The following is a 12,050-nucleotide window of genomic DNA, read 5'->3' as shown; positions in this document are numbered from 1 at the left end:
GTGTCGAGTCGGGCGAACAGCCGCTCACCGGCCTGCGGGCGGCTGGCGACGGCCTTGCCAGCAGCGGCGCGGCGCTGGGTCCGTGCGGCGGCAAGGGCGTCGAACTCGGCGCGGGTCACCTGCCCGTCGCTGTTCGTATCCAGTCGGGCGAAGCGCTGGCCGGGATCTCGGCGCTGGGCGCGCTGCGCACGCTTGGCGACGCGCTGGCCGCGGAGCGCCTGAACCTCCGCCTGGGTGATCGCACCGTCACGGTTTGCGTCGAGGCGCGCGAACTTTCGCTGGACCTTGGCCGCGACATCCGCGCGGCTCTGGACCTTGGCTGCGCCGGCGGCAGGCACCTGGGCGACGGCCGGGGCGACGGCGGCGAGAGCAACGGCTGCGACGCCGCCGAACAGAAAAGTCTTCATGCGTATCTCCACTGCGAATGATGGGGACGCTTCTAACGGCCTTTGGCTGTATCGCGCTTGAACGCGCTTGAAGAGGTCTGTTTGGCTGTTTGTGCTGCAGTGGGCCTGAGTAGGGCCATGATGGCACGAAAGCTCATGTCCGCTTTCGACCCAGTGCGGACATTCAGTCTCCTGCAATGCCCGTTCGACCATGTGTGCTTTCCTCGTCCAATATGATCGTCGCCGCGCACCGTGTGCCGGCTTCGAAAATCCGGAAGGCCAATAATGCTCATATTGATTCTCGCGACCGTTGGCGCTGCAACGCCGACCGCCGTCGACGCTGAGCGCGCGTTCAGCCGCGATGCACAACGTAAGGGTCAGTGGACAGCGTCCCGCGCTTACGCAGACCCCGACGCGGTTATGTTCACGCCGCGAGCGATTTGGGCGCGCGATTTTCTCAAAGGCAGAAAGGATCCACGGACGGCGATTCGTTGGTCACCGAACGCCAGTTACGTATCCTGCGACGGCCGCACGGCCGTTAACACAGGTCCGTGGACGACCGCCGATGGCCGGCAAAGCGGCTTTTTTACAACCGTGTGGCAGCAGGAGAAGGGGCAGTGGCGTTGGATTTCTGACGGCCGACACACCCTCAAAAAGCCGCTTGCCGCGCGCAAGATGCCCATCGTGCGCAAGGGTTCATGTCGGGGCCGCGCACCGGGTCCACCGCTCATGGCCCCGCCCTCCACGAAGAAAGGGCCGGGCGGCGTGGCGCCCGACGATTTCGGCCGGGGACATTCAGCTGATCGGACGCTCGGATGGGACTGGAGGGTCGGACCGAGCGGCGTCCGGCGCTTCCGCACTTATCTATGGACGGGCCGCGCCTACACCCTCGCGCTCAGTCAAACGATCGGAGGCAAGTGAGCGCCATAATCCGGCCTTCTCACTCGCCGCGGATGGGTCTCGCACGATCAGAATCATTTCCTGATCAGGAGCACCTTGGTCGGGAGACAATATGCCGCTAGCCGCAATTCACCCGCTCGATGCTGTTCTGCGAGTCCAACCAGACCTTCAGCCGATCGGCACGATATTCCATCGTGGTAATAGTGCCCTTGGGCAGCCATCGCAGCGTCCTCGCCCCCGATAAGCTGAGTAGCTCAGCGCCGACTTCCTGGCTGGCTTGGCGACCAACGAAGCGGTCCAGACCCTCGTCACGGCAGCTGTAGCCCGGCGTTTCGCCCCGGACCGGTGGCTCTGGGTCTTCGGCGGTCATTGTACTGCAGCTTACAGCCAAAAGCGGAAGCAAAACAGGCCACCTAAGCATCGACTACTCCGTAAAACGCCGACCTCATACTGAGCTTACCATCTCTCCTCGCGTAGGTCAGCCGGCTCCCAGGACAAAGTGCCGACCGCAGCATCGGCCTCGAGCGCTGAAGAAGCTTGGCAACTTGCGCCGCGCTGGGGAATGTCCGCTTTCCACCCATTCCGGACATTAACCCGCTTATGTCTCCCGCCAACATACCTGCAGCGGGCAGATGAGCTCTGCGGCAACTCGTCATCCGCACATTGCGTCGGAACGGCACCAAACGAGATGCCGCGGCACCAGATCACTTGCGCATTCGTTGATCGGTCCGCCCCACTTGTCGCGGAACTCGCTCCCTGCTGCTGAGGAGTCTCTGATGTCACAAAAAACCGAGCTTACGGTCGATGTAATCATCTACCACAACCCTGCGTGCGGCACCTCACGAAACACACTTGGCTTGATCCGTAACGCCGGCGTGGAGCCTCATGTCATTGATTATTTGAAGACGCCGCCGAGCCGAGCGATGCTTGTGAACCTGATTGAGCGCATGGGTGTCTCCGTTAGATCAGTAGTGCGCGAGAAGGGCACGCCTTACGCTGACCTTGGTCTGGCAGACGAGGGCCTAAGCGACGATGCCTTGCTCGACGCGATGATTGAGCACCCAATCCTGATCAACCGGCCAATTGTTGCAAGCCCACGCGGCGTGCGGCTGTGCCGACCATCCGAGGCTGTTTTGGAGCTGCTCCCCCCTCAGCTAAGTGATTTTGTTAAGGAAGATGGCGAGGTCGTAGTCAGCGGTGAGGAAACGTTGGTCGCACCATGAGCTACTCCCTGTCGAGGCGGATTGCCGCGCGAAGCGCTCGGTACCGCGCTACTAAGTTGCTAATGTCCGCTTTCCACCCATTGCGGACATTAGCGGCTCAACTGCTTTCGACCTTTCCGGACCTGGCTCAGCGCGCTAAAGGGCGCTCATGTGCAACCTCTACTCGATGACCGCCACGGTCGACGAGATGCGGCGAGTGTTCGGCCCATTTGAAGGCGAGACAAGCAACCATCCGCCGTTCGACAACATCTATCCCGGCTACCAAGCCCCGGTCCTAAGGCGGAGTGAGAAGGCCAGGCTAAAGCTCGAGATGATGACCTGGGGGCTTCCCGGTCCAGCAGCGGACGGATCTCAGCCCGTGACCAATGTTCGGAACCTCGAGAGCCCCTTCTGGCGCTCCTCGCTGCACAATCCAAGGTGGCGGTGCTTGATCCCGGTGACGCGCTTTTGCGAATGGACTGCGGAGCCCGATCAAGTCACCGGCCGCAAATCGAAGGTTTGGTTCGCGCAGCCCGACCAGCCCGTCTTCGCCTTCGCAGGCGTGTGGCGGCCGGCGGACAGCGGCTCATTGATGGCCTTCCTCACCTGCGAGCCCAACAGGGTCGTTGGGGCCGTTCATCCAAACGCGATGCCGGTTATCCTCGATCCCAGCAGCTTCGGCGTTTGGCTGGACAGTGAACGAGTAGACGCCTGCGCGCTGGCGCGCCCCTTCCCAGATGAGCGGATGGTGCAGTTCGCTACCTAAGCTATGGAAGCGGCGAGGCGCTATTCCTTCGAAGCCTCGTTAGGCTCTCTGTTTTCCTCAGAAACTGCCGATGTGGCGGCTGAGACGCTCCACGCGGGCGCGCCTCTGAGCCTCCCATTCAGGCTGGTTTCGTTTGGTCACGGCAGATGAGCGCGCGATGCTCTTGCGAGTTGCGGAAACAAACTTTGGTTTACGCCGGCGGCAGCGAATCGGCGGGCTGTTGTGCCGGTTTCACCTATGAGCTTTCGCATTCGGCACCTTAATGCGCAGCGCCGACCGCAGGTCCGCTCGTTCCACCAGTGCGTCGTATTGGTGTGCAAGCTCCTCGTGAATTTCGCGGACGTTCCGGCGGTCCGCGGCCAAGGCCATCGCGCGATGGTCGACGGCGCGTTGCCGGTAGTAGCTCGCATCGTCCTGAGACATCGACACCCCCACGAGAGCGGGAGCCCTTACGTCTCTCAGTCGCCGACTCGCTCCTACGATACGCAGCGATGCCTGTGGATAAACCCTTTCCACAGATACTCCGAGTCCGGCACCAGACATTTAGTTGGCTGTTGGGCGCCCGCTTGCTTCCGGAAGCGGCGTCTAGACGGAGCGGTGAGGCTCCCCCACCGCACCCAAGACCGGACAGCCGGGCCACCGGCTACGCGCTTCTCTCCAGTAGAATGGGCGGATCAGTAGAATGGCCTGAGCCCTGACGTCCGCTTCCCCCATCGCTGACATTGCTGCCCCGCCGCGGGGGCGGCTTCCAGGCGTGTCCTTTTGGCGTGCCTTTCCCTTGGGGCGGCGCCCGCACTGGGCCGAAGCACCTCCGCGTCGGGGTTTCGCTGGCACTGAGCTAGTGTCCGCTTTCGACCCATTGCGGACAGTGCGCGCTCCGCCATTCGTGGCATATTCTCGAGCCATGCGGTCCCACACAATCTTAGTCCTAGTGACCACCATCCTCAGTTCTTGTTCTGAGAGCGACACCAAGCCCCCAACTGCCACCGTCGAGCAAATCGAAGCGAGGCTGGCGAGGCAGCCCTGTGTCGGGAGTCTGGAAAAGTGGCATCGCGAATACGCCTTCCGAATGGCCAACGATGAGGCAGCGGACCGCAACGATATACGGGTTTGGTTCAAGGCAGCGGGTCCTCATGACCCCGCTGGACGCTTCTTGCGCGAGACGACGAACGAGTGGCCGCATGACGAATAGTCCTGTCAATATGTCTTTGCCCGATATGACGTTAGTCACGACGAGCTGACTCTCGAATACTGCGGGTCCGAACTTGGGTGGGGCAGCAGACCAGCCAGCGCGCGTCATCCGCTAGGCTCGAACGTCCGCTTTCCACCCAAAGCAGACATTAGACAGGCGGCAGCACCGCTCTAACTTCGCCCTGCGCCTGTCCCCGCGCCGTGAACACCGCGCAGCGCGTTGCCTGGCTCCCGGCCGCACTGGCACTCGGGCCCGAACCAGCCCTTGTGCGGGGTCCTTCGGAAGGCGCGATTGCGCGGGCGGCGATGTGGTCAGTGTATCATCGCCGCCAAGTGATGGTCCTCCCAGTCCTAGGTTCGTTCGGCAATTTTAGCAATCCGGGAGCCGTTGCATCGCCGCAGCGTTGTACTCCGGCAAAGGAGAAGGACATGACCAGTAAATTGGTAACTCTGGCACTGATGGGAGCCTCGATCGCGATTTCGGCGTGCGCCACAGTTAAGGGAGCCGCCCGCGACGTTCATTCGGTCGCTGAGTGCACTCAGGACATGATTAACCGAGGCGAGTGCAGACGATAAGGGCCGGGTGCTAGCCACTAATTTGGCGGCACCTGACCAGCAGTCGCGACCACGAAACGGTTCGGCAAACAGATGAGCGCGCTCTCGATTGAGCGGGCTTATATACTCACGATCAAACGAGCGAGCGCCTGTGGCTGGCTACACTCGGTCGTGAATAGAGCCTCCGGCCTACGCGAGGTGCAAGTGTTTAGCGGGAACGCTCAGGCTGACGTGAACGTTTGTTAATGTGCGGCTTGTCCTTCTCCATCGAGCCGCTGCGACGCGAAAGCGATTAGGCCCGCCTGAACTAACCTCAGGCGGGCCTTTTCTCGCACTGGCGGCAGGATCGTCAGCCACGCTTCCTTAGCGCCGAACCTGGAGCACTTCAGACGGCGCTCACAGCTTACCAGGTCCGCGGCTGTGTCGATGTGCTTTGTGGACATTGCCAAGCGATAGGCGGGGCGGAACGATTCGGGAACACCTGTCGTCTGGGTGAATGGCCCCGGAACGGGGCCAATGCACCAATCGTTTCATCAAACGTCCGGACGGGAAGGTGCGCAATGCGCCTCGTGTTCGTCCGAGTTGAAAGGAATTTGACATGAAGAAGCTGTTCCTGCTCGCCGGTGCCGGCATGATGCTCGCGCTCGGCGCGCCCGCCGCCGCCGACGCCAAGCCCGGCAAGGGCAAGTCCCAAGCCGCCAAGGTCCACAAGAACGCCAAGGGCCATATCGACATGAACCGCAACGGCGTCGCCGACTGGCGCGAGCAGCGCCTGATCGACGCCAACGGCAACGGCGTCGCCGACTGGCGCGAGCGGCGCCGGGTCGACATCAACCGCAACGGCGTCCCCGACTGGCGTGAGCGCTGGATCGACCGCGACCGCGACGGCATTGATGATCGCCAGGAGATCATGGCCAACCGCTGGGGCGGCGCCAACTGCCCGCCGGGGCTCGCCAAGAAGAATCCGCCATGCATCCCGCCCGGACAGGTCGGCCGGACGTTCAACGTCGGGCAGCGGTATCCGACGAATTTCGGCTATTATCCGTACAACAACATCCCGGACGGCGTCCGTGACCTCTACGATCTCGATGACGACGACCGTTACGTCTATCGCAACGGGACTCTTTACGTGGTTGACCCGCGCACTCGGCTGATCGAGCGGATCATCGCCGGGCTGGTTTTCTAGAAGCACAACCACTCGATGAAGGGCCGTCCGGGCGACCGGGCGGCCCTTTCGCTTGACGGCTTCGGAAGGTTGGGCCTGCCGTACGTGGCGGTCAATATATAGGTCGCGAAGGAACGAGAACTCAGCCGAACGCCGAAGCGGCAGGAGGGCCCGGGATAATCGGCTGTGCCTCCCACCGCTTCACCTTCCGGTCGAGGCTCCACAGCTCCATCGGGTAGGTCGATCGCCAGCCTTCGGCAATGCCAACGGCAGCCAAATCGTCGCCGGCCTCGAACTCGCGGGCCTGGTCGATGTGGCCGCTGAAGCGGTCCATGAAAAACAACCGATAACCCGCCACTTCCGCACCCCCCAGCGGTCGCTGCAGTTCCAGTGCCCAACATATGGTGCTGTTCTGCTCGCCCCTAGGACGAGGAACTGTACTTGGTTAATCGGACATAGAAGTGGGGAAACAACATAGATTACCGTCGTTTGCCTTCGTGCTAATGCGCTTGCGCCGGTCGGAAGGATGCCAGTGTTGCCTAGTCACGGAGCGCGAACGTGCGCAGCTGACTGTTCGCACGAATGAGCGGGCAGCCGTCAAAAATCGATCAGTTTCTCGAGGCGGTAGAAATCCGCGTCGAGGCCTTTGGGGTCTGCGAGATTGGGCGGCACTACAGCCTGCGCTGCGAGCCGTTCAAACCCGTTATCGTGCACTTCGTTTTGAGCGGCCAGGGTTTCATGGAGTGCCGCCACGGGCGTTTTCCGCTCAAGCCAGGGACCGCCGTCGTGGTCCCGAAGATGCTGGCCAAGAAATTATCCGGGACAGGTCCCGTCGAACGAATAAGTGACGCTAACGCGGACTGCACTCTTCAGGACGAGCTCCTTACGTTCAGGGCATGTGACGGCGAGCCCGATCTCGTTCTCGGCTGCGCGGAGCTTTCGAGCTCCGTCGGCGGAGACTTGCCTTTATTCGATCAAGCGAAGCGTCCGATCATCGAGCATTCCGACGATCCGCTGATGAAGGCCTTGTTCACGACAATGTTCGAGGAGCTGCGCAATCCGCGGCTCGGCACCCGGGCGTTCGTCAGCGCACTGATGAAGCAGGTGCTGATCGTCCTGTTGCGTTCCCAGCCCAATAAAGATTCCTCGATTTTGCTGATGACCGGTGCGCGCCTCGCCGGAGTCGTCGCGGCGATCCTCGACCGGCCGCAGGATAATCATACCGTCGACAGCCTGGCCGCGATCGCCGGCATGAGCCGTTCGCGTTTCAGCCACCATTTCACGCTTGCTTACGACGTCAGCCCGAAAGCCTTCGTGCAGACCGCGCGCCTAGCATCGGCGGCGCGAATGCTCAAAGGTTCGGACTTGCCGGTGAAATCGATTGCCGCGTCAGTCGGCTATGTGAGCCGCAGCCATTTCTCGCGAGCCTTTCAAGCGAAGTTTGGGGTCCACCCGTCGGCGTTCCGGGTGCAGGCGCCAGCCGAGCCATACTGACATTCGCGGCGCGGCCACGCCACCATTTCACCTTATAAAGCATTGGGCGGCGCCCTGTTCCGCCAAGCGCCGCAAGCCCTCTCTGGCGTTCGCGTGCCGCGGAATCCTGCACTGGTGCTGCAGGGCGCGGATCCGGGATGAGGACGGAACGGCGGCATGCTGCGGGGATTGAATCAATACGGTCGGAACTCACTCCGGCTTTGGTGCTGGACCTGCACTGCCCGTGCCCTCGTCGCCTAGCTTGATCCCAACGGGCGCTTAATGTGCATCGCACGGGCGTTTGAAGATCTCGCCGACCTGTTGAGATATGATGAGCAAACGAAGTGAACGGCGGCTCCTTAAGTTGGCAGTGGCCTTGGCTTGCTTGGTCCCATTAGGAGCAGGCACCGCCGGTGTGGTGCTTGGACCGACAGGGATCGAAAACGACATACCCCGAGCCCATCTAAAACTCGACAGCCACTTTCGTTATTTGTCCGGGCTGCTTCTTGGAATCGGAATGGTCTTCGCCGCATGCATTCCGAAGATCGAACGAAAGTCAGAGCTCTTCAGTGCCCTGTCTGCGATTGTGGCAATCGGAGGTCTTTCGCGGCTCTGGGCGCTGGCAGTTTACGACATGCCGGCGATGCCTCATGTGTTTGCTTTGGTAATGGAACTTGCGGTCGTGCCGATGTTGTTCATTTGGCAGAAGCGGGTCGCTTTAGCGTCTAAACCATAAGCGATCGGAGCAATGTCCGCTTTCCACCCATTCCAGACATTAGCGGCTTAGATCTGCTTTCGACCCAAAGCGGACATGCAGAGCGCGATGCCTAGGCTGAGACAATCAAGGACGGTCGGATCTCAATTCGGTGCCTATTTGACGCCATTTTTTATTATTGCCGACGGCAGTGCATCCGTATCCCCCTGCCCGTCGTATCTGGGAGGCGTCGCATTCTGCTGCGCACCAAGGGGATTAAATCCATGAAACTCAAAATTTTACTCGCTGCGTCCGCAGCGGCCGTTGCCGTATTGTCGATCGCAAGCCCGGCTTCGGCGCAAGACCGCTGCCTGCTGGACACCAACGCCAACGGTATCGCTGATGCCGGCGATACTACGGACGGCGCTACCGCAGCCGGCGCCGGCAGTCTCGCCTGCGGCCAGGGCGCAACAGCCGGTGCCACCCAGACGACAGTGGTTGGGACCCAGGCCGCCGCGCTCGCAGCGGGCGGTATTGCCGTAGGCGGCAATCTCGACGGGGGCTCGTTCGGGGCTCTTGCTACAGACCGGGCCGGGGTTGCCATTGGTGGCGATTCTGAAGCGCGCGGAGTAGGCGCGATCGCAATCGGCGGCGACGGCGATGCTGACGGAGACGGAGCAGTTGCCAACGGGGTCGACGCGATCGCCATCGGTGACGGCGCGCTGGCCCAGAACACGACCGGCGCAGGCGCGACCGACGACAACATCGCCATCGGCAGTCAGGCTCGGGCTACGGGAGTCCACGCCACCTCCATCGGCGGCGATTCTAGTGCAACTGGTGTGGGTAGCACAGCGATTGGCTGGGAGGCGGACGCTACCGCTAACAACACCACTGCGCTGGGCAATAGCGCCGAGGCGACGGCCGCCCAAGCGACCGCCATCGGCCGCCAGACCAATGCTACGGGAGTCGATTCGACCGCGCTAGGGCAGGGTGCATCGGCGACCATGCTGAACTCAACTGCACTAGGCCAAGGTGCTCAGGCTATCCACATCAACTCGGTTGCGCTCGGCGCGGATACGACGACTACGGCTGCCAACCAGGTCAATGTCGGCGGCCGCACAATCAGTGGGGTTGCCAATGGCGTTGCAGGGACTGATGCGGTCAATGTTAGCCAATTAACCGCGACTAATGCCATGATTGCCGCCGAAACCGCTAATCGCGCAAGCGCCGACGCGGCCCTTTCAACGCGGCTCGACGGGCTGTCTTTTGACATCCGCGACACCGGGCGGGAGGCTCGGGCAGGGACTGCCTCGGCGCTCGCAGCTGCCGGTCTTCCGCAAGCTTCCGGTGAGGGCCGTACGATGATCGCTGGTGGAGTTGGCACTTACCGTGGCAAGACGGCGTTGGCCATCGGCGCGTCGCATCGGCTTCAGGGCGGCACCACGACGTTTAAAGTGGGCGTCACCTATGACAGCGAAAAGCACGTCGGGGCAAACGGCGGCGTTGGCTTCGAGTTCTAATTAAGCAAATTGACGGGCGTCTCCACGCGGGGACGCCCGTCAATTCGTACGGCGGCAAATTCCTCCCGGGCTAATGTCCGCTTTCCCACCCATTGCGGACACTAGTGGCTCATGCCTGCTTTCCACCCAAAGCAGACATTAGACCGGCGGCAGGATCGTCAGCCACGCTTCCTTTGCACCGCACCTGGAGCACTTCGGCCGCGGCTCGCTGGCCCTCAGGCTCCTCGCCCCGCCACCACTGTCTACGCTCGGGGGTCGGACATCGGCCACCCTCACAGAGGCGTCCGCGCTGGCGTGGCGGCCCACGCAGGCGTATGGTCGCGACTCATTCAAAGGGAAGTGCGCCATGCAACGGATTGGCGACGAAGTTCACCTGACCGAATGCGAAGCCTGCGGCGGCGAGCAGCATCACCACTTGAGATACATCCTCGGCATCTCGCTCGCGCTGATCGTCGTGGCGATGTCGCTGGCGTGGATCATCCCCGCGCTGATGGGAAGTTGAGCGGGGGCGCGGCGAGGACGCGAAGGCCGCGAGCAGCAGCCGCGAGGGACCGCTCAGGGATTCCTTCGAACGCGCCCACGCGGCTGACAGCGGGGCTCCTAACGGCGGTGTGGTGCTCCTGGCAGTCGATCTGGCCAAGCCGGTCGGACGCGACCTATGCCGCTTTGTCCTTCCGGTAAACCATTGAGGTGAGATCATGCCTGTGTGCGAAACTTGCGGGAACGACTACGACAAGACGTTTAAAGTCTCGATGGATGGCAACAAGCATGTGTTCGACAGCTTCGAATGCGCCATAAGCGCGCTCGCCCCAGTCTGCGCCCATTGCGGCACACGCATCATCGGCCACGGCCTTGAGCGCGGCAGCACGTTCTTCTGCTGCAAGCACTGCGCAGAAGCCGAGGGGGTGGGCGGCCTGCGAGACCGGCTCTAAAGCCCTTCCCGGACCCAACTGCGCGCGGGGGCGCCTTCTAACTACTAGCGTCGCCGTCGCACTCCAGCGGCAGAGTCTGCTTTCCACCCAAAGCAGACATTAAAGCGGCGGTAGGATTATTAGCCGAGCTTCCTTAGCCCCGCATCTGGCGCACTTGAGACGCGGTCGATCGCCCTCAAACTTCATGGTCCGCAAGCCTTCACTGTTTCGGGCCCGTTGAGCGTCCTGGAAGCCGCAGCCGGCGCACTCGATCTTCACGCTGGCGCCGAACCTCACCAGGTCGGCCACCGTGTCGATGTGCTTTGTGGACATTGCCCCCGCATAATGCCCGACGGAACAATTTGGTGACGGGCTAGGGATGCGAGCCTAACCGCGTACTCCCGACGAACCCACTTTCGGCGAGAGGCATCGCAGTGCCGCAGAAAGCACATTCCGCGGTTACACGGCCGACATGCCAATGACACCTGCCACACCCAGGACACCGGTTCGTTTGATGGGGACGATAATTGAAGGCGAAGCCCCGCGTTAGCAGGTCGAGGTGGAGTTGAAACTTCTCTTGAACGCCGTTGCCACTTGCCTGCCCTTTTACGATGTGTCGACGAGCCGTGCAGTTTTGTCGATGAATTGCGCGTTAACCGAGCGCGTGCAGTGGCAAGTGGATACGCACGTGTTGGAGTTCAGCATTGTCGGCACCGAGAGGCGCGTGGCAGCTTAAGTCCGCTTTCGACCCGTTGCGGACATTCAGCTGCCTGACCTATCACCCACACGTGAGCCGGTGGCGCCCAGCCTTAAATCTTTCCCGTCGCTGCGTGCGGGCTGGCCCTCTGCTCGCGTAACCATCGAGGGGATGATCATGCCTATCTGCGAAACTTGCGGGAACGACTACGACAAGACGTTTGACGTCCTGATGCATGGGGAGAAGCATGTGTTCGACAGTTTCGAATGCGCCATAAGCGCGCTCGCCCCAGTGTGCGCCCATTGCGGCACACGCATCGTCGGGCACGGCCTCGAGCGCAGCGGCACGTTCTTCTGCTGCAAGCACTGTGCGGAAGCCGAAGGCGTGGGCGGCCTGCGCGACCGGATCTGAAGCTCTCCCGGAACCCACGGCGCGCCGTGGCTCTAACACAGTAGCTTGGACCTCGCACCAGCGGCAGAGTCCGCTTCCACCCAAAACGGACGTTTTTGAGTTCCAGCGCCTCCGACAGCACCAGAGCATCGTCTACTTTAACGCCCAGGTACCTGACGGTGCTCTCCAGCGAAGGCTCA

14 protein-coding genes are annotated in these 12,050 nt (G+C 61.9%); 10 read left to right on the top strand and 4 right to left on the bottom strand.

The features are described 5' to 3' along the window. Positions 1–407, bottom strand: a 407-nt coding sequence (locus tag H0T81_RS12745) for an EF-hand domain-containing protein (RefSeq protein WP_366474081.1), incomplete at its 3' end; no start/stop codon positions are given. Positions 408–671: 264 nt separating this feature from the next. Between H0T81_RS12745 and H0T81_RS02715 the strand changes: the two genes are divergently transcribed. Beyond that, a complete protein-coding gene (locus tag H0T81_RS02715) occupies positions 672–1,307 on the top strand; it encodes a hypothetical protein (RefSeq protein ID WP_294009496.1) in 636 nt (211 codons plus the stop codon). Between the two features lie 97 nt (positions 1,308–1,404). Here the strand turns inward: H0T81_RS02715 and H0T81_RS02710 are convergent, their stop codons facing one another. Next, the gene (locus H0T81_RS02710; RefSeq protein WP_294009494.1) at positions 1,405–1,656 is read right to left on the bottom strand and encodes an I78 family peptidase inhibitor; all 252 of its coding nucleotides are present in this window, start codon (positions 1,654–1,656) and stop codon (positions 1,405–1,407) included. A 406-nt stretch (positions 1,657–2,062) separates the two neighbouring features. On the opposite strand from H0T81_RS02710, the gene arsC reads away from it, so the two are divergent. Next, positions 2,063–2,509 carry an arsenate reductase (glutaredoxin) gene (gene arsC / locus H0T81_RS02705; RefSeq protein WP_294009492.1) on the top strand — a complete coding sequence of 149 codons (447 nt, stop codon included), beginning with the start codon at positions 2,063–2,065 and terminating at the stop codon, positions 2,507–2,509. Positions 2,510–2,657: 148 nt separating this feature from the next. Further along, a complete protein-coding gene (locus tag H0T81_RS02700) occupies positions 2,658–3,254 on the top strand; it encodes an SOS response-associated peptidase family protein (protein ID WP_294009490.1) in 597 nt (198 codons plus the stop codon). A 231-nt stretch (positions 3,255–3,485) separates the two neighbouring features. On the opposite strand, the gene H0T81_RS02695 is transcribed toward H0T81_RS02700, so the two are convergent. Further along, entirely contained in the window at positions 3,486–3,677 is a 192-nt protein-coding gene (locus H0T81_RS02695) for a hypothetical protein (protein ID WP_294009488.1), read from the bottom strand. A 1,921-nt stretch (positions 3,678–5,598) separates the two neighbouring features. On the opposite strand from H0T81_RS02695, the gene H0T81_RS02690 reads away from it, so the two are divergent. Beyond that, positions 5,599–6,186, top strand: coding sequence for a hypothetical protein (locus H0T81_RS02690; RefSeq protein ID WP_294009487.1), 588 nt, complete (start codon positions 5,599–5,601; stop codon positions 6,184–6,186). Between the two features lie 121 nt (positions 6,187–6,307). Here the strand turns inward: H0T81_RS02690 and H0T81_RS02685 are convergent, their stop codons facing one another. Then, positions 6,308–6,499: a hypothetical protein gene (locus H0T81_RS02685; RefSeq protein ID WP_294009485.1), complete on the bottom strand. Its 192-nt coding sequence runs from the start codon at positions 6,497–6,499 to the stop codon at positions 6,308–6,310. Between the two features lie 248 nt (positions 6,500–6,747). On the opposite strand from H0T81_RS02685, the gene H0T81_RS02680 reads away from it, so the two are divergent. The 6 genes from H0T81_RS02680 (at position 6,748) to H0T81_RS02655 (ending at position 11,871) form a co-directional block, all read left to right on the top strand. Beyond that, positions 6,748–7,659, top strand: coding sequence for an AraC family transcriptional regulator (locus H0T81_RS02680; RefSeq protein ID WP_294009483.1), 912 nt, complete (start codon positions 6,748–6,750; stop codon positions 7,657–7,659). Positions 7,660–7,966: 307 nt separating this feature from the next. Beyond that, complete coding sequence (locus H0T81_RS02675; protein ID WP_294009481.1) at positions 7,967–8,374, top strand: DUF4345 domain-containing protein; 408 nt, start codon at positions 7,967–7,969, stop codon at positions 8,372–8,374. A 242-nt stretch (positions 8,375–8,616) separates the two neighbouring features. Beyond that, entirely contained in the window at positions 8,617–9,852 is a 1,236-nt protein-coding gene (locus H0T81_RS02670) for a YadA-like family protein (RefSeq protein WP_294009479.1), read from the top strand. 346 nt (positions 9,853–10,198) lie between these two features. Then, positions 10,199–10,354, top strand: a complete 156-nt coding sequence (locus H0T81_RS02665) for a hypothetical protein (protein ID WP_294009477.1) — start codon at positions 10,199–10,201, stop codon at positions 10,352–10,354. 250 nt (positions 10,355–10,604) lie between these two features. Then, positions 10,605–10,784, top strand: coding sequence for a hypothetical protein (locus tag H0T81_RS02660; RefSeq protein WP_294009475.1), 180 nt, complete (start codon positions 10,605–10,607; stop codon positions 10,782–10,784). Positions 10,785–11,631: 847 nt separating this feature from the next. Beyond that, the gene (locus H0T81_RS02655) at positions 11,632–11,871 is read left to right on the top strand and encodes a hypothetical protein (RefSeq protein WP_294009473.1); all 240 of its coding nucleotides are present in this window, start codon (positions 11,632–11,634) and stop codon (positions 11,869–11,871) included. The last annotated feature ends 179 nt before the right edge of the window (positions 11,872–12,050 follow it).

The organism is Sphingomonas sp. (genome assembly GCF_013812825.1).
GTDB lineage: Bacteria > Pseudomonadota > Alphaproteobacteria > Sphingomonadales > Sphingomonadaceae > Sphingomicrobium.
The sequence above is the reverse complement of the archived record's forward strand: the minus strand, read 5'-3'. Positions and strand labels throughout refer to the sequence as shown.